At 71.3% G+C, this 17082-nt stretch carries 17 protein-coding genes; 9 read left to right on the forward strand and 8 right to left on the reverse strand.

Annotated elements, in window-relative coordinates; genetic code table 11:
• Positions 1 to 11: 11 nt before the first annotated feature.
• From cobM to cobC, 6 genes are read left to right on the forward strand one after another with little or no spacing between them, the layout of a single operon-like run.
• Positions 12 to 833 (forward strand): precorrin-4 C(11)-methyltransferase, encoded by an 822-nt coding sequence (gene cobM, locus ACVNF4_RS02705; protein ID WP_461801001.1) that lies wholly within the window; start codon positions 12 to 14, stop codon positions 831 to 833.
• Positions 830 to 2065: a precorrin-6y C5,15-methyltransferase (decarboxylating) subunit CbiE gene (cbiE, locus tag ACVNF4_RS02710; protein WP_461801002.1), complete on the forward strand. Its 1236-nt coding sequence runs from the start codon at positions 830 to 832 to the stop codon at positions 2063 to 2065. The genes cobM and cbiE overlap by 4 nt, the downstream gene beginning before the upstream one ends.
• Positions 2062 to 3750: a precorrin-3B C(17)-methyltransferase gene (cobJ, locus tag ACVNF4_RS02715; protein ID WP_461801003.1), complete on the forward strand. Its 1689-nt coding sequence runs from the start codon at positions 2062 to 2064 to the stop codon at positions 3748 to 3750. Before cbiE ends, cobJ begins: the two co-directional genes overlap by 4 nt.
• The gene (locus tag ACVNF4_RS02720; protein WP_461801004.1) at positions 3747 to 4337 is read left to right on the forward strand and encodes a precorrin-8X methylmutase; all 591 of its coding nucleotides are present in this window, start codon (positions 3747 to 3749) and stop codon (positions 4335 to 4337) included. The genes cobJ and ACVNF4_RS02720 overlap by 4 nt, the downstream gene beginning before the upstream one ends.
• Complete coding sequence (locus ACVNF4_RS02725) at positions 4334 to 5260, forward strand: sirohydrochlorin chelatase (protein WP_461801005.1); 927 nt, start codon at positions 4334 to 4336, stop codon at positions 5258 to 5260. Before ACVNF4_RS02720 ends, ACVNF4_RS02725 begins: the two co-directional genes overlap by 4 nt.
• Entirely contained in the window at positions 5250 to 6299 is a 1050-nt protein-coding gene (cobC, locus tag ACVNF4_RS02730; RefSeq protein WP_461801006.1) for an Rv2231c family pyridoxal phosphate-dependent protein CobC, read from the forward strand. Before ACVNF4_RS02725 ends, cobC begins: the two co-directional genes overlap by 11 nt.
• A 127-nt stretch (positions 6300 to 6426) precedes the next feature.
• Here cobC and ACVNF4_RS02735 read toward each other — a convergent pair whose 3' ends face one another.
• The 5 genes from ACVNF4_RS02735 to ACVNF4_RS02755 form a co-directional block, all read right to left on the reverse strand.
• A complete protein-coding gene (locus tag ACVNF4_RS02735) occupies positions 6427 to 7338 on the reverse strand; it encodes an SCO1860 family LAETG-anchored protein (RefSeq protein ID WP_461801007.1) in 912 nt (303 codons plus the stop codon).
• A gap of 126 nt (positions 7339 to 7464) precedes the next feature.
• Entirely contained in the window at positions 7465 to 8556 is a 1092-nt protein-coding gene (locus ACVNF4_RS02740) for an amidohydrolase family protein (RefSeq protein ID WP_461801008.1), read from the reverse strand.
• A 10-nt stretch (positions 8557 to 8566) separates the two neighbouring features.
• Positions 8567 to 9355, reverse strand: a complete 789-nt coding sequence (locus tag ACVNF4_RS02745; protein ID WP_461801009.1) for an amino acid ABC transporter ATP-binding protein — start codon at positions 9353 to 9355, stop codon at positions 8567 to 8569.
• Positions 9352 to 10137, reverse strand: a complete 786-nt coding sequence (locus ACVNF4_RS02750; protein WP_461801010.1) for an amino acid ABC transporter permease — start codon at positions 10135 to 10137, stop codon at positions 9352 to 9354. The genes ACVNF4_RS02745 and ACVNF4_RS02750 overlap by 4 nt, the downstream gene beginning before the upstream one ends.
• Entirely contained in the window at positions 10134 to 10964 is an 831-nt protein-coding gene (locus tag ACVNF4_RS02755) for a transporter substrate-binding domain-containing protein (RefSeq protein ID WP_461801011.1), read from the reverse strand. The genes ACVNF4_RS02750 and ACVNF4_RS02755 overlap by 4 nt, the downstream gene beginning before the upstream one ends.
• A gap of 197 nt (positions 10965 to 11161) precedes the next feature.
• On the opposite strand from ACVNF4_RS02755, the gene ACVNF4_RS02760 reads away from it, so the two are divergent.
• Both ACVNF4_RS02760 and ACVNF4_RS02765 read left to right on the forward strand, forming a co-directional pair.
• Positions 11162 to 12271 carry a pyridoxal-phosphate-dependent aminotransferase family protein gene (locus tag ACVNF4_RS02760; protein ID WP_461801012.1) on the forward strand — a complete coding sequence of 370 codons (1110 nt, stop codon included), beginning with the start codon at positions 11162 to 11164 and terminating at the stop codon, positions 12269 to 12271.
• 428 nt (positions 12272 to 12699) lie between these two features.
• A complete protein-coding gene (locus tag ACVNF4_RS02765) occupies positions 12700 to 13242 on the forward strand; it encodes a DinB family protein (RefSeq protein WP_461801013.1) in 543 nt (180 codons plus the stop codon).
• A gap of 13 nt (positions 13243 to 13255) precedes the next feature.
• Here ACVNF4_RS02765 and ACVNF4_RS02770 read toward each other — a convergent pair whose 3' ends face one another.
• Positions 13256 to 14320 carry an alkene reductase gene (locus ACVNF4_RS02770; protein ID WP_461801014.1) on the reverse strand — a complete coding sequence of 355 codons (1065 nt, stop codon included), beginning with the start codon at positions 14318 to 14320 and terminating at the stop codon, positions 13256 to 13258.
• A gap of 143 nt (positions 14321 to 14463) precedes the next feature.
• Between ACVNF4_RS02770 and ACVNF4_RS02775 the strand changes: the two genes are divergently transcribed.
• The gene (locus tag ACVNF4_RS02775) at positions 14464 to 14943 is read left to right on the forward strand and encodes a MarR family winged helix-turn-helix transcriptional regulator (RefSeq protein WP_461801015.1); all 480 of its coding nucleotides are present in this window, start codon (positions 14464 to 14466) and stop codon (positions 14941 to 14943) included.
• Here the strand turns inward: ACVNF4_RS02775 and ACVNF4_RS02780 are convergent.
• Together ACVNF4_RS02780 and ACVNF4_RS02785 are read right to left on the reverse strand one after the other, a co-directional pair.
• Positions 14940 to 15998: an aminotransferase class V-fold PLP-dependent enzyme gene (locus ACVNF4_RS02780; protein ID WP_461801016.1), complete on the reverse strand. Its 1059-nt coding sequence runs from the start codon at positions 15996 to 15998 to the stop codon at positions 14940 to 14942. The two genes, ACVNF4_RS02775 and ACVNF4_RS02780, sit on opposite strands and share 4 nt — an antisense overlap.
• Positions 15999 to 16108: 110 nt before the next feature.
• Positions 16109 to 16828 (reverse strand): DsbA family oxidoreductase, encoded by a 720-nt coding sequence (locus tag ACVNF4_RS02785; RefSeq protein WP_461801017.1) that lies wholly within the window; start codon positions 16826 to 16828, stop codon positions 16109 to 16111.
• Positions 16829 to 17082 lie beyond the last annotated feature (254 nt).

Genomic DNA, 17082 nt, shown 5'->3' on the forward strand with positions numbered 1-17082 from the left:
GACTCTCCCCCATGTCCGATGCCTCCACCGGCAAGGTGACGTTCGTCGGTGCCGGCCCCGGCGCCGCGGATCTGCTGACGTTCCGGGCCGCGCGGGCCATCGCCGACGCGGACGTGGTGATCTGGGCGGCGAGCCTGGTCCAGGCGGACGTGCTGGAACATGCGCGCGAGGGGGCGGAGATCCTCGACTCGGCGACGATGTCGCTGGAGGACGTCGTCGCTGTGTACGAGCGGGCGCGGCGCGAGGGGCTGAAGGTGGCCCGCATCCACTCGGGTGACCCGGCGCTGTGGGGTGGCACGCAGGAGCAGTTCGATCGGTGCGAGGAGCTCGGCATCGAGACGGAGATCGTGCCCGGGGTGTCGTCGTTCTCGGCGGTCGCGGCGATCGCCGGGCGTGAGCTGACGATCCCGGAGGTCGCGCAGTCCGTCGTCCTGACCCGGCTCGGTGGCGGCAAGACGCCGATGCCGCCGGGTGAGGAGGTGCGGGAGTTCGCGCGGCACGGGACGACGATGGCGGTGTTCCTGTCGGCGGCGCGCAGCGGGCAGCTCGTGCGGGAGCTGCTGGAGGGCGGGTATCCGACGACGACGCCGGTCGTGATCGCCTACCAGGCCACGTGGCCCGAGGAGTTGGTCGTGCGGTGCACGATCGAGACGCTGGAGGAGACGGTCAAGGAGCACAAGCTGTGGAAGCACACGCTGTTCCTGATCGGCCCGGCGCTCGGCGCGCGCGGCACCCGCTCGCACCTCTACCACCCCGGTCACTTCCACGGGTTCCGCAGGGCGGACCCGGAGGCACGCAGGGCGCTCAGGCAGGAGCGGGGGGCGGGTACGTGATCACCGTCGTCGGTACGGGGACCGGGGCGCCGGTTCCCCAAGAGGTGCTGGACGGCGCCGAGTTGGTCGTCGGGGGGCGGCGGCATCTGGCCGCCGTGACGCTTCCCCCCGGGGCTGACTCCGTTGTGCTCGGGCCGCTGGCGCCCGCGTTCGACGTCGTCGAGAAGTACCTCGGTGAGGGGCGGCGCGTCGTCGTGCTCGCATCGGGGGATCCGGGGTTCTTCGGGGTGGTGCGGGCGCTCGCGGAGCGGTTCGGGCCGGGGGTGCTGGATGTGCGGCCGGGGGTGTCGTCGGTGGCGACGGCCTTCGCTCGGCTGGGAGTTGCCTGGGACGACGCGGTCGTGGTGAGCGCGCACGGGCGGGCGGCTCGGGTCGCCGTGAACGTGTGCCGGGCGTTTCCCAAGGTGGCCGTGTTGACGGGGCCGGGGGGTGGGCCTGCGGAGTTGGGGGCCGGACTGGTGGGGTATGCGCGGGAGTTGGTCGTCGGGACTTCGCTGGGTGATCCCGTGTTGGAGCGGGTCGAGCGGGTGACGCCGGAGGAGGCGGCGGGGCGGGACTGGGGTTCGGCGGTGAGCGTCGTGCTGTGTCTGGGTGCGGGGCAGAGGGGTTCGGGGATGCGGACCGTTGCCGGAGGGGGCGTCTCCCCTGATCGCTGGGCTCTTGAGGAGGGTGACTTCGCCCACCGGGACTCGATGATCACGAAGTTCGAGGTGCGGGCGCTCGCGCTGGCCCGACTCGGGCCCCGGGTCGGGGAGTTGGTGTGGGACGTGGGGTCGGGGTCGGGGTCCGTGGCCGTGGAGTGCGCGCGGTTCGGGGCTGCCGTGTCGGCCGTCGAGAAGGCGGCGGACGGGGTGGAGCGGGTGCGGGCGAACGCCGCCGCGCACGGGGTCGACGTCCATGTCGTGCATGGCGAGGCTCCTGGCGCGCTGGCCCGACTCGACGATCCTGACGCCGTGTTCGTGGGGGGTGGGGGCGGTGAGCTGCCCGCCATCGTCGCGGAGTGCGCGCGGCGGGCCCGGCGGGTGGTCGTCGTCGCGATGGCCGCCGTCGACCGGGTGCCAGGGGTGCGGGCGGCGCTCGGCGCTGCCGGGTTCTCCTGTGACGGGGTGCTGTTGCAGTCGTCGCGGCTCGCGCCGTTGCCCGGGGATGTGACGCGGCTCGCCGCGGCCAATCCCGTGTTTCTGTTGTGGGGCGTGCGAACGTCCTTTTCTGACAAAGGAGTTGCTCAGTGATCGGCCTCATTTCCGCCACGTCGGCGGGGGCGGCGGCGCGGGACCGGCTGGCCGCGGCCTCGCCGGAGCGTACGCGGGTGTACGACGGGCCTGTGGGAGACGCGGTGCGGGCCGCGTTCGCGGAGTGCGAGCAGCTCGTGTGCTTCCTGGCGACCGGGGCGACCGTGCGGATCCTCGCGCCGTTGCTGTCGGACAAGGGGGCCGATCCCGGGGTGGTGTGTGTCGACGAGGGCGGGCGGTTCGCCGTGTCGCTGGTCGGGGGGCATGGCGGCGGGGCGAACGAACTGGCCGTGGAGGTCGGGGAGTTGCTGGGGGCGCTGCCTGTGGTGACGACGGCTACGGACTCCGTCGGGGTGGCGGGGCTCGACACGCTCGGGGTGCCGGTCGAGGGGGATGTGGCCGGGGTGTCGCGGGCGCTGCTGGACGGGGAGCCGGTCGGGCTGGAGGTGGAGGTGGCGTGGCCGCTGCCGCCGGTTCCGTTCGCCTCGGGCCAAGAGGGCGTGGCCACCGTGCGGTTGACCGACCGTGTCGCCGAACCGGCGTCCGGTGAGGTCCTGTTGCGTCCCCCGTCCCTCGTCGTCGGGGTCGGTGCCTCCAGAGGTGCGCCGGTCGACGAGGTGCTGTCGGTGATCGAGGACGCCTTGCGGGACGCGGGGCTCTCGGCGCGCAGTGTCGCTCGACTCGCCACCGTGGACGCCAAGTCGGAGGAGCCCGGCATCCTGGAGGCCGCCGCGCGGCTCGGGGTGCCCGTGGTGACGTACTCCGCCGAGGAATTGGCTCTCGTCGAGGTGCCGAACCCGTCGGACGCGCCGCTCGCTGCCGTGGGGACGCCGTCGGTCGCGGAGGCCGCCGCGCTGGTCGGCGGGGGTGAACTCCTCGTGCCGAAGCGGAAGTCGGGGGGCTCCCCGGCGATGGCGACCTGTGCTGTCGTACGGCGTCCCTCGCGGGGGCGGCTCGCTGTCGTCGGGCTCGGTCCCGGCGCCCGGGATCTGCTCACGCCGCGTGCCCAGGCGGAGTTGCGGCGGGCGTCCGTCGTCGTGGGGCTCGATCAGTACGTCGACCAGATCCGGGATCTGCTGATGCCGGGGACGGTCGTCCTGGAGTCGGGGCTCGGGGCCGAGGAGGAGCGGGCGCGGACCGCTGTCGCCGAGGCGCGGCTCGGGCGGGCCGTCGCGCTGATCGGGAGCGGGGACGCGGGGGTGTACGCGATGGCGTCGCCCGCGCTGGCCGAGGCGTCCGACGACATCGACGTGATCGGGGTGCCCGGGGTGACGGCCGCGCTGGCCGCCGGGGCGATCCTCGGGGCGCCGCTCGGGCACGACCACGTCTCGATCAGCCTGTCCGACCTGCACACGCCGTGGGAGGTCATCGAGCGGCGCGTACGGGCCGCCGCCGAGGCCGACTTGGTCGTCACGTTCTACAACCCCCGTTCGCGGGGCCGTGATTGGCAGTTGCCGAAGGCGCTCGCGCTGCTGTCCGAGCACCGGTCGGCTGCGACGCCCGTCGGTGTCGTGCGGAACGCCTCGCGGGCCGACGAGTCGAGCCGGGTGTCGACCCTGGGTGAACTCGACCCGGCGACGGTCGACATGATGACCGTCGTGACCGTGGGCAACACGGCCACCAGGATCATCGCGGGGCGCATGGTGACGCCGCGTGGCTACCGCTGGCAGGAGGAGGCGAAGTGAACCGTGTGGTCCACCCCATCGAGCAGGAGTCCTTCCGCCGGCTGCGTGCCCGGCTGGACACCTCGCACTTCCCGCTGTTGACGCGGGCGGTGGTGGAGCGGGTCATCCACTCCGCCGCCGATCTGGAGTACGCGGCCGATCTCGTGATGGACGAGGGCGAGTTGGTGAAGGCGCATGCCGCGCTGCACGCCGGTGCGCCCGTCGTCGTCGATGTGGAGATGGTCGCGGCCGGCATCACCCGGCGGGAGACCGTCTGCCGGCTGAAGGACGCCAAGTCGGGGCCTGGGCTGACCCGTTCGGCCCAGGCGGTCCGGCTGGCGTACGAGGAGGTCGGGCCGGGGGCGATCTGGGTGATCGGCTGTGCGCCGACCGCCCTGGAGGAGTTGCTGACGCTGGACGCCTCCCCCGCGCTCGTCATCGGGCTGCCCGTCGGGTTCGTCGGGGCGGCCGAGTCGAAGGCCGCGCTGCGCGATAGCGGGCTGCCCGCTGTGTCCAACGTGTCCGAGAAGGGCGGTTCGGCGGTCGCCGCCGCCGCGCTCAACGCACTGCTGTATCAACCGAGTTCCGCTCACGAGGAGAAAAAGTGACCACCCCGCCGCCCGCCCTGCTCATCGCCGGCCACGGCACCCGGGACGACGCCGGTGCCGAGGCGTTCCGCGACTTCGTACGGGAGTTGGGGCGCCGTAACCCTCAACTGCCCGTCGCGGGCGGCTTCATCGAGCTGTCCCCGCCGCCGCTCGGCGACGCCGTGACCGAGTTGGTGGACCAGGGGGTCCGGCGGTTCGCCGCCGTACCGCTGATGCTGGTGTCCGCCGGTCACGCGAAGGGCGACATCCCGGCCGCGCTGGCCCGCGAGAAGGAGCGCCACCCCGGGATCTCGTACACCTACGGCCGTCCGCTGGGCCCGCACCCGGCTCTGCTGTCCGTCCTGGAAAGGCGGTTGGAGGACGCGCTCGGCGGTTCCTCCACGCGTACCCCCGACGACCGCGCCGACGTGATGGTGCTGCTGGTCGGGCGGGGTTCGACCGACCCGGACGCCAACGCCGAGGTGTACAAGGCGGCCCGGCTGCTGTGGGAGGGGCGTGGGTACGCCGGTGTCGAGACGGCGTTCGTGTCGCTCGCGGCGCCCGACGTGCCGAGCGGGCTCGACCGGTGCGTGAAGCTGGGTGCGCGGCGGATCGTCGTCCTGCCCTACTTCCTGTTCACCGGGATCCTCCCGGACCGGGTGCGGCAGCAGACCGAGGGGTGGGCCGCCGCGCATCCCGAGGTCGAGGTGTTCTCGGCCGATGTCATCGGTCCCGAGCCGGAGTTGCTCGATCTGGTGATGGAGCGCTACGCGGAGGCCGTCAAGGGTGATCTGCGGATGAACTGCGACTCGTGCGTGTACCGCATCGCGCTGCCCGGCTTCGAGGACAAGGTGGGGGCGCCGCAGCAGCCACACTTCCACCCCGACGACGACGGCCATCACCACCACCATCACCACGGCCACGCGCACTCCCATGCCCACTGACAGCCACGACCTGCGCCACCACGGCGACGCCGAGGTCCGCGACGACGGCGCGGACCTCGTCGACCTCGCGGTCAACGTCCGTGCGGACACGCCGCCTTCGTGGCTGCGGTCCGTCATCGCCGACTCTCTGACCGGCCTGGCCGCCTACCCCGACGGCCGGGCCGCCCGGGAGGCGGTGGCCGCCCGGCACGGGCTGCCGGTGGAGCGGGTGCTGTTGACCGCGGGGGCGGCGGAGGCGTTCGTCCTGCTGGCGCGGGCTCTGAAGGTCCGTCAACCTGTCGTCGTCCACCCGCAGTTCACGGAGCCGGAGGCGGCGCTGCGGGATGCGGGGCACTCCGTGGGGCGGGTGCTGTTGCGGGAGGCGGACGGGTTCCGGCTGGATCCCTCGCTGGTGCCCGAGGACGCCGACCTGGTGGTGATCGGCAATCCGACGAACCCGACGTCCGTGCTGCATCCGGCTTCCGTCGTCACCGGACTCGCCCGTCCTGGGCGGGTGTTGGTGGTCGACGAGGCGTTCATGGACGCCGTGCCGGGTGAGCGGGAGGCGTTGGCGGGGCGGACCGATGTGCCGGGGTTGGTGGTGTTGCGGAGCCTGACGAAGACGTGGGGTCTCGCCGGGCTGCGGATCGGGTACGTGCTGGCCGAGCCTGATGTCGTACGGGAGTTGGAGCGGGCTCAGCCGTTGTGGCCGGTGTCGACGCCCGCGTTGGCGGCTGCGGAGGCGTGTGTGTCTGCGCGGGCGGTGGAGGAGGCGGAGGAGTTCGCCTGCCGGGTCGCGGTGGATCGGGCTCATCTGGTGGCCGGGCTGCGGGAGTTGGGGGTGCGGGTCGTGGGGCCGGCGGAGGGGCCGTTTGTTCTCGTCCGGCTGACGGGGGCGGAGGGGGTTCGGGCGCGGCTGCGGGAGGCGGGGTTCGCGGTGCGGAGGGGGGATACGTTTCCGGGGCTGGGTGGGGAGTGGTTGAGGCTGGCGGTGCGAGACCGTGAAACGGTGAACGGCTTTCTGAGGGTGTTGGAGAAGGTGATGGGGGCGTCCTGCTAATCGCCGGTGCGGACCAGGCTTTCAGGGGCGCGGGGCTGTATCGATGTGCGGCTACCGCCGCGTGGGCGCGACCAGCCACGATGCTGCCGCACCCGCCGAACTCCCCGCACCCCTCCCCCGTTAGGCGCTACCCCCTACGCCCCCGCCGAGCCAAGAACACCGCACCCCCACCCACCACAAGCAGCGCGGCAGCTCCACCCGCGATGTACGGGGTGTTCGAACTCCCCCCGGTCTCCGCGAGGTTCGCCTCGACGGGAGCCCCCTTCGGCTCAACGGCGGTCTGCTCGGCCTCCCCCTGCGGAGCAGCCTTCTGCGGCGCCTCCGGCGTCTCACAGGTCGACTTGACCAGCGTCACCGTCCCGTTCACCTCCGCCACGTTGAGCTTCAACGGATTGACGCTGACGGAGAGTTCGAGCGCGGTGGCCGCTGCGGTCTTCGACGTCGTCTCCTTCTTGGAGAGATCGAGCCGCACCTCCCCCACCCCGGGCACCTCGACCTCGGTCGACCCCCCGGCGGACACCGTCACCTTCTTGCCGAGAACAGTCACCGCCCCCAGCAGATTCGCCTCGGCGACGGGCGCCTTGCCGACCTCGCAGACCGCCTTGGACGTGACGGTCTCGACCTCGATGACGGACAGCAACGGCAGCCCGGGAACGTGGAGTTTCGCGTGGGCCAGCCGACTCGACGCCTCGGCCTTCCCGTCGGAGACATCCGCCTTGGCCGACGCGACGTCCGCCCGGAGGACGTTGAACGGCTGCCCCTTGTCGACCCCGTCCAGCGTCGCGGTGAGTGCCGTCTTCTCGGCGGACGCCGGCGCCTCGACCTCGTTCAGCGAGACGGCCAGGGGGACTTGGACCGTCTTGTTGAGGAGGGAGACGTCGAGCCCGGTCCGGAGGACGACGGCGCTCGCGCGCCCCTGGTCGCCGGTCGCGTGGGCGGCGGGTGCGCCGACGAGGACCGCGGGACCTGCGGTCAGGGCGACGGCCGTCGCAAGGGTGGCGAAACGGCGTGCGGGCATACGGAAGTTGGTGCCTGTCACTGTGGTGGGACCCCCAGTAGTGATTGCTCGGGACCCCGAAAGAATTACGCAGTACGAGCGAACGAGCAGCAAACCTGGGCGAGTTCACACGATCGTGGGTACGTCACTCACACGTTCGACACAACGTCACCTCACGGCACGGCCGTTCAGCACGACGTGTGACGGATCGGCCAGTACCCGGACGTCCGTTCGTGGGTCCTGCGCGTAGACGACGAGGTCGGCGGGGGCGCCCTCGGTGAGGCCGGGGCGGCCGAGCCACTCGCGGGCCTTCCAGGTCGTCGCCGCGAGCGCCTCGACGGGCGGGATGCCTGCGGTGACGAGTTCGGTGACCTCGTCGGCGACGAGGCCGTGCGGGAGGGTGCCGCCGGCGTCGGTGCCGACGTAGACGGGGATGCCGGCGTCGTACGCGTTGCGGACGGTGTCGTAGCGGCGTTCGTGGAGGCGGCGCAGGTGGGCGGCCCAACTCGGGAACTTGGCCTCGCCGCCTGCCGCGAGGGTGGGGAAGGTGGCGATGTTGACGAGGGTGGGGACGATCGCGACGCCGCGTTCCGCGAAGAGGGGGATGGTGGCGTCGGTGAGTCCGGTGGCGTGTTCGACGCAGTCGATGCCGGCCTCGACGAGGTCTGCGAGGGAGTCCTCGGAGAAGCAGTGGGCGGTGACCCGGGCACCGAGTCGGTGGGCCTCGGCGATCGCGGACTCCACCGCTTCCCTCGGCCAGGTGGGGGCGAGGTCACCGACCTCGCGGTCGATCCAGTCGCCGACCAACTTGACCCAGCCGTCGCCTCGTTGAGCCTCCCGAGCGACGTACGCGGTGAGGTCCTCGGGTTCGATCTCGTGGGCGTAGCCCCGGATGTAGCGGCGGGTGCGGGCGATGTGGCGGCCGGCCCTGATGATCTTCGGGAGGTCGTCGCGGGCGTCGGTCCAGCGGGTGTCCGAGGGGGAGCCCGCGTCGCGGATCAGGAGGGTGCCGGCTTCGCGGTCGGTGAGGGCCTGCTGTTCGGCGACGTCCTTGTCCACGGGGCCGTGGGGGCCGAGTCCGACGTGGCAGTGGGCGTCGACGAGGCCGGGGAGGGCCCATCCGTCAACTGTGCTGATGTCGCGGGCGGTTGCCGGTCGGTCGTAGGTGACGCGGCCGTCGATGATCCAGAGGTCGTCGCGGATGTCCTCCGGTCCGACGAGGATTCGGCCCTTGACGTGCAGCACCGCGTGATCGTTCATGGAAGGCACCCTAGGTGTCTTCTTCGACATCCGCCCTCGCCGGGTCGAGCAGGCGGGACAGGAAGTGGCGGGTGCGTTCGTGGCTGGGGGCGCCGATCACCTGGGCCGGGGTGCCCTCCTCGACGACCACTCCCCCGTCCATGAACACCACCCGGTCGGCCACCTCGCTCGCGAACGTCATCTCGTGGGTGACGACCATCATCGTCATGCCGTCGTCGGCGAGCATGCGCATCACCGCGAGGACGTCGCCGACGAGTTCCGGGTCGAGGGCGGAGGTGGGTTCGTCGAAGAGCATGACCTCGGGGCCCATCGCCAACGCCCGTGCAATGGCGACGCGTTGTTGTTGGCCTCCGGAGAGGGAGGCGGGGCGGGCGTGGGCCTTGTCCTGGAGGCCGACGCGGATGAGGTTCTCGTGGGCGACGCGTTCGGCGGTCTTCTTGTCCCGTTTGAGGACGCGGCGTTGCGGGAGGGTGAGGTTCTCGGTGACGGTGAGGTGCGGGAAGAGGTTGAACTGCTGGAAGACCATGCCGATTTCACGGCGGGCGGCGTCGATGTCGACGTCGGGGTCGGTGAGTTCGACGCCACGGACGACGACTTTTCCGCTCGTCGGCTGTTCCAGCAGGTTGACGCAGCGCAGGAGCGTCGACTTGCCGGAGCCGGAGGGGCCGATGACGCAGACGACCTCACCCCGGGCGACCTCCAGGTCGATGCCGCGCAGCACCTCGTTGTCGCCGAACGCCTTGTGCAAGCCGGTGACTTGGATCTCGGGGGCCACGAAATGCCCCGCCGAGCGGCTCACTTCGCCTCCATCCGCCGGACCACGAACCCGAGCGGCACGGTCACCAGCAGATAGCACAGCCCGGCGACCAGGATCGGCGTGGAGTTGGCCGTCGTACTCGCCAGATCGCGCCCGTATTTGGAGAGTTCGCGTTCCTCCAGGGTGACGCCGAGGAGAAGGACGAGGGAGGAGTCCTTGAAGAGGATGATCAGCTCGTTGGTGAGGGGCGGCAGGATGATGCGGACGGCCTGCGGGATGACGACGGAGAGCATCGCGCGAGCCGGACTGAACCCGAGTGAACGGGCCGCCTCCGTCTGCCCCTTGGGCACCGCCTGGATCCCGGCGCGGAACGTCTCCGCCATGTAGGCGGCACCGACGAGACCGAGGGCGAGGGCGGCCTTGCCGTAGGTACCGCCGACGATCTCGGTGCCGGGGAAGGCGAGCGGGACGGCGACGCCGATGAAGACGAAGATGAGCAGGGCGGGCAGGCCCCGGAAGATCTCGATGTAGACGCCGGCGACCCAGCGGTAGGGGCCGACGGAGGACAGTCTCATCAGCGCGATGACCAGGCCGAGGACGAGGCCGAGCGCGAACCCCGAAAGCGTGTACAGCACCGTGTTCTTGAGGGCCAGCGTGATGACGTCGGGGAACATCCGGCGGGCGATGTCGCCCTGCGCGAACTGGTTGCGCAGCCGGTTCCAGTCGGCGCCGAACGCGAAGGCGAGGACGGCGGCGACGAACACGGCGTACTGGGCGGCCCTGGACAGCCGCTGCTTCTGACGCCGTTTCAGTTTCGTCGTCATGACGGGTACGGGCCGATCCACTTCTCGTACAGCGTCTTGTACGTGCCGTCCGAACGGGCCTTTTTCAGCGCCTTGTTGATGGCGGCGAGGAGTTTCGTGTTGCCCTTCTCGACCGTGAAGCCGTACTGCTCGCCGGTGTTGAGGTTGTCGACGACCTTGAAGGCGTCGGCGTTGGCCTTGGTCTTCAACCACCCTTGGACGACGGGGTAGTCGATGATGACGGCCTTGACCTGGCCGGTGCGCAGGCCGTTGAGGACGGCGTCGGAGGACTCGAAGGAGACCGGGTCGAGGCCCTGTTTCTTCGCGTAGTCCTCGCCGGTCGTCTGGGCCTGCGCGCCGAGTTTCGCGTTCTTCGCCTTCACGTCGGCGAGCGAGGTCAGGCCGCTGTTCCTGTCGACCAGAACGGCTTGGGTGGCGTCGAAGTAGGGGTCGGAGAAGTCGACGTTCTTCTTGCGTTCGGCGGTGATGGTCATGCCGGCGGCGGCGACGTCGCACTCCCCGGAGTTGAGGAAGGCGCCGGTCTTGAAGTTCTCGAAGGGGGTGTCGAGGATCTGCTGCTTGACGCCGAGGTCCTTGGCGACGAGGTCGATCAGGGAGACGTCGAAGCCCTGCACCTTGCCGTCGATCTCCGACTGGAACGGGGGGTAGGGCAGGTGGGTGCAGGTGGTGAGGTGTCCGGCCTTGGCGAGCCGCACGCCGCCCGCCGCCGTCTTGGAGCCGCTGCCGCCGTCGCCGCTGGAGGTGCAGGCGGTGGTGGCCGCGAGGAGGAGGGCGGCGGTGAGGGTGAGGGCCGGGAGGGGGGTGCGGCGGCCGGGGAGCGGGTGCACGTGGACCTCCGTAGGGGTTGCCCTGATATTTCCCTGATGCATGAAATGCGTCGTCCTGTGTCGACGATCGGGGAGGCCGGGCCGTCTCTCAAATCGGGCCGGGGGCGGTGGGGGCCGTACGGATGAACGGGGGCGGGTTTACCCTCGTGTGCGTCGACCGTTCGTGAGCAGCGAAAAGAAGCGAAAAGAGCAGCGCCGTGACCACCCATCCCCTCCTCGACCTCCCCCCGCTGAGCGCCGCGCACTTCGCCGCGATCGAGGACCGGGTGGCGAAGCTGCTGGGCACCTCGCAGGATGTCGTGATCATGCAGGGCGAGGCGCTGCTGCCGCTGGAGGGGGCGATCCGGGCGACCGCCGGGCCGGGGACGACGGCCCTGAACCTGATCACCGGCCCCTACGGGCAGACGTTCGGGAACTGGCTGCGGGACTGCGGGGCAACGGTGGTCGACCTGGCGGTGCCGTTCCACACGGCGGTCACGGCGGCGCAGGTCAGGGAGGCGTTCGTCGAGCATCCGGCGATCGACTTCGTGTCGCTGGTCCATGCGGAGGCGGCGACCGGCAACACGAATCCCGTAGGGGAGATCGGGGAGGTCGTACGGGAGTACGGGGCGCTGTTCTACCTCGACGCGGTGGCCTCCGTGGGGGCGGAACCCGTAGTACCTGAGGAGTGGGGCGTCGATCTGTGCGTCATCGGCGCGCAGAAGGCGATGGGCGGGCCCGCCGGGGTGTCGGCGGTGTCGGTGAGCGAGCGGGCATGGGCGCGGATGGCCGCGAACCCGGGGGCGCCGCGTCACTCGTACCTGTCCCTGCTGGACTGGAAGGCCCGCTGGGTCGACGCCGGCCGCACGACCCTCCTCCACGCCCCGGCGCAGCTGGAGATGCTCGCCCTGGAGGCGTGCCTGGACCGTATCGACGCGGAGGGGCTGGACGAGGTCATGTCCCGCCACGCCCGCGCCGCCGCCGCGACCCGCGCGGGGGCGTCCGCCCTGGGCGGTGGCCTGGAGCCGTACGTGTACGACGCCGCCGAGGCCGCTCCCGTCGCCACGACTCTCCGGGCGCCCTCGGGAGCGCCCGCCTCCGAGCTGGTCTCCCGCGCCCTGGAGATCGACCCCTCCCTCCCACTGGCCGCCGGCGGGGGTGCGCTGGCGGCCGAGATGATCCGGGTGAACCACTACGGGGCGTACGCGACGCTGGAGACCGTGCGGGGGTGCCTGTCGGCACTGGCGGAGGCACTCGGGGAGCGCGGGGTCGAGGTGGGCCCGGTGGAGGGGGCGCTGCGGGCGGCTGAGGCGGGCTGGGGGAAGTAGGGGGCCGGGGTGTCACGGGGGCGAGGGCGAGGCTGCGGGCGGGGGCGAGCGGGCGGGTATCGAGCGGGCGGGTATTACGGGTATCCCTGAGAGGATCTCGGGGGTACTACGGGGCGTACGGGAGAGGCCGGCTCAGCAGGTATTACGGGTATCCCTGAGCCCCCCCCCCCGACAGGGCCCTGGCAGGTACTACGGGGCGCACCTGAGGGGTCGGCTGGCCAGTACTACGGGTATCCCCGAGTCCCCCGACAGGGCCCTCGCGGGTACTACGGGGCGCACGAGAACAGCCGGCCCGGCCAGTACTACGGGTATCCCCGAGGAACACCCACCGGTACTACGGACCCCTCCCCTCCCTAGCCCTACCCCTCGCCCGTTCCTCCCCGAGCGAAACCCCTGCGCCCTCCCGCCCACTGCGCCATGCTCCCCCTATGACGACCGACTCCCCCACCCCGAACCCCCCGTCCACCCTCCCCGACGGCCGCCCCGTCCCCCAGTGGACCGCTGACGAGCCGACCATGCTGGCGAACTGGCTCGACTTCCACCGGGCGACCCTGGAGCTGAAGTGCGCGGGGTTGGACGACGAGCAGGTCAGGCGGGCCGCCGCGAAGCCGTCGGAGTTGACGTTGCTCGGTCTGGTCCAGCACATGGCGGAGGTCGAACGGAACTGGTTCCAGCGGTCGTTCGCGGGCCTGGACGTGCCGTACGTGTACGGCGAGGCGACCGGGTACCGCCTCTCGCCCGACCGTGGCCTGGACGAGGCGCTCGCCGTGTGGCGCAAGGAGATCGCGCGCGGCCGGGAGCTGATCACCGGCCGCTCGCTCGACGACCTCGGTCACATCGTGGACGGCCCGCTCGACGGGACGACCGTCAGCCTGCGCTGGATCCTCGTCCACATGGTCGAGGAGTACGCCCGGCACAACGGCCACGCGGACATCCTGCGGGAGGCGATCGACGGGACGACCGGGGCCTGAGCGGAGCTCCCCGTCAGCTCAGCGCCGGATAGTCGGTGTAGCCCTTCGCACCCCCGCCGTAGTACGTCGTCCCGTCGGGCTGGTTGTACGGGCCCCCGGACCTGAGGCGTACGGGGAGGTCGGGGTTGGCCAGGAAGAGCTGGCCGAAGGCGACCAGGTCGGTGGTGCCGTCCTCCACGAGGGTGAGGGAGTCGGCGTCAGTGGGGCCGTCGGTGGCGGGGCTGAGGACGAACGCGTTGGAGAAGAGCTTGCGGAGGGTCAGGGTCAGGGGGCGGACGTCGCCGACCTCCATGACGTGGACGTAGGCGAGGTCCAGCCGGTCCAGTTCGGTGACGAGGGCGGTGTACGCGGGCTCGGGGTCGGGTTCCGCGATGTCGTTGAGGGGGTTGCCCGGCGAGAGGCGCATGGCCGTGTGGGCCGCGCCGATCTCGGCGGCGACCGCGCGGGCGACCTCGACGGCGAACCGGATGCGCTTCTGCGGCGAGCCTCCCCAGTCGTCGGTGCGCAGGTTCGACCCCGGCGCGAGGAACTGGTGGATCAAGTAGCCGTTCGCGCCGTGGAGTTCGACGCCGTCGAAGCCCGCGGCCATGGCGTTGCGGGCGGCCGTGGCGAAGTCCGCGACGGTCGCGAGGATCTCGTCGCCGGTCAGTTCGCGCGGCGTGACGAAGTCCTTGGGCCCCTCGTGGGTGAAGACCCGCCCGTTCGCGGCGACGGGTGAGGCGCCTACCGGGACGAGGCCGTCGGGCAGCAGCGAGGGATGGCCGACGCGCCCGGTGTGCATGAGCTGGGCGAAGATCCGTCCCCCGGCGGCGTGCACGGCGTCGGTGACCGTGCGCCACGCGGCGACCTGCTCGGCGGAGTGCAGCCCGGGGGTACTGGGGTACCCCTGACCTACCACGGACGGCTGAATGCCCTCGGTGACGATCAGCCCGGCCGTGGCTCTCTGGGCGTAGTACTCGGCGGTGAGCGCGGTGGGCAGTCCGCCCTCCGCGGCCCGGCTGCGGGTCATCGGGGCCATGGCGATGCGGTTGGCGAGCGGGGTGCCGGAGAGGTCGATCGGATCGAACGCGGTGGTCATGGGAACCTCCAGGAGGCAAACTTATGTGGCCGACCAATCAAGTCGACGGACACCACTCTACTCCACTTACTTGGTCGGCCACATATCACCGGAGGGTCCGGCAGTAGACTTCCGGCAGCGGAAGACGACGCGGGGAGTGACCGATGGAGGCCGCAGAGCAGCGGGACACCGGCGGGGCACGGCGGCCTTCCGGCCCGATGAACCACGCCCTGATCCGCACCGCCCGCCTGCACCGCCACACCGCCGCCCGCCTGCTGCGCGGACTCGGCCTGCATCCGGGCCAGGAACTGGTGATGATGCACCTCTGGGGCTGCGGCGCGGCACGCCAGTCCGACCTGGTGAAACTGCTCGACCTGGACCCCTCCACGGTGACGAAGATGCTCCAGCGCCTGGAGCAGGCCGGTCATGTCCGCCGGCTGCCCGACCCGGCGGACGGCCGCGCGGTCCTCGTCGAGGCCACGGACACCAGCTCGCACCTCCTGGAGGAGATCGAGCGGGTGTGGACGGAGCTGGAGGAGCGGTCCCTCGCCGGGCTCAGCGGCGAGGAACGGGGGCAGTTCATGTCGTTGCTGCGGCGCGTGGAGGGGAACCTCTGCGCGGGTGAGGGCCCTCAGGGCTGTTAGGCCAGCGCCTCCAGCAGCCGCTCGACATCGTCGTCCGTGTTGTGGAGATGGAACGCCGCCCTCAAGTTCCCCTCCCGGTTGGAGACCTGGATCCCCGCCTCCCCCAACTCCGGCTGACGGCTCCCCAGTTCCGGCACGGACACGATCGCCGACCCCGGCGCGGGCAGCACGCGGTGGCCGAGGGACTCGACTCCCGTACGGAACCGGTCCGCCAGCGTGAGGTTGTGCGCGTGGATCGCCGGCACCCCGAGTTCCTCGACGAGTTGGAGCGAGGCCCGCAGCGCGGCGTAGCTGAAGAGCGCCGGTGTCGTGTCGAACCGCCGTGCGGAGTGGGCGAGTTCGGTGACCGGTCCGTAGCAGCTGTCCCAGGGCCGCTCCCCCGCGCACCACCCCGCGAGCAGCGGGACGAGGCCGCCGAAGTCCTCGGGGACGGTCAGGAGGGCCGAACCGTGCGCTCCCATCAGCCACTTGAAGCCGACGGACGCGGTGAAGTCGTAGTCGTCCGCGCTGAACGGCAGCCAGCCGGCCGCCTGGGAGAAGTCGACGTAGGTGCGGGTGCCGTGGGTGCGGGCGGCGTCCCGCAGCGCGGGCAGGTCGGCGACGCGGCCGTCGGCGGACTGTGCGGCGCTGACCGCGACGAGCGCGGTGCCGGGGCGGACCGAATCGGCGAGGTGTTCCAGCGGGACGGTACGGACCTTGAGGTCGCCCCGGACGTGGAACGGGTTCAGTACGGACGTGAAGTCGTCCTCGGCGGTGAGGACTTCGGCGCCGGGCGGCAGGGAGGCGGCGATCACGCCGGTGTGCGCGGCGACCGAGGAGCCGGCCGCGACACGGGTGGCGGGGACGCCGACGAGGCGCGCGTAGGAGGCGCGGCACGTCTCGACGTCCTCCCACAGCGGGTCCAGTGGCAGCCCCCTCGCCCGGAGCGTCACCGCTTCCTGGACGGCGGTGACGGCACGGGCGGGGAGGAGGCCACTGCTGGCGGTGTTGAGGTAGGCGGTGCGGGGAGCGAACTCGGCGCGGACGAGGTTCGTGAAGGTCTCCGACGTCTCCATGGGTCCACTGTGGGGGCCCTGAGTGCCGTCGTCCATCGCGTTTTGCTACGTCGTAGCAGCAAGGAACGCTTAAAGCTCCGCCGCAAGCCCCGCTTGAAGCCTCGTGCCGCTCAGTCGCGCGGCGGCACCGCGCAGCCGTCCGGGCCGCAGGCCTCGGCGTCGCTCTGGTCGATGAGGGTGAGCGGGGAGCGCTCGCCCCATGCCTGGGTGAGGGCCTGGGTGAAGACCTCGGCGGGCTGGGCTCCGGAGACGCCGTACTTCCGGTCGAGGACGAAGAACGGGACGCCGTTCGCGCCGAGTTCGGCGGCTTCGCGCTCGTCCGCGCGGACGGCGTCGGCGTACGCGTCGGGGTCGGCGAGGACCCCCCGGACGGCGTCGGCGTCGAGACCGGCCTCGACCGCCAGCTCGACGAGGCGCTCGTCACCCTCCGTGTACACGGAGCGCTCCTCGGCAAAGTTCGCGCGGTAGAAGATCTGGAACAGCTCGCCCTGCTTTCCGTGCTCCTTCGCGAAGTGCAGGACGCGGTGCATGTCGAAGGTGCTGCCGTGGTCCCGGCCGCGCGTGCGGTACTCCAGGCCCTCGGCCTCGGCCTGCGCGCCCACGTTGTCCTCGGCGGCCTGCGCCTGCGTCTCGCTGATCCCGTACTTCTTCGCGATCATCGGGATGACCGGGCCGATGTCGCTCTTGCTCCGCCCCGGGTCCAGCTCGAACGACCGGTGCACGACCTCGACCTCCCCCTTGTGCGGGAAGGCCGCCAGCGCCTTCTCGAAGCGGGCCTTGCCCACGTAGCACCACGGGCAGGCGATGTCGCTCCAGATCTCGACGCGCATGTTCTTCGGCTCTTTCCGGTCTCGTACGGGGAACGGAGACTGCCTCCGCCACCTGCGTGAACGTTCAACCAGCCCGGTTCATTCCCACCGGGTCCCGCACCCCGGAAAATCAGTGGAAACCGCTCTCACCTGCCCCCTAGCCTGCTCCCGAACCCCGTCGCCCAGGCAAAGGACGTCCCTTGTACACCGTGTGAAGCCCCCCGATTGCTGATCTGTCGCGCGTCGCGCTCATGCGCCGCGCTCCTTTCTGCTGC

It is taken from the genome of Streptomyces sp. S6 (assembly GCF_054880855.1).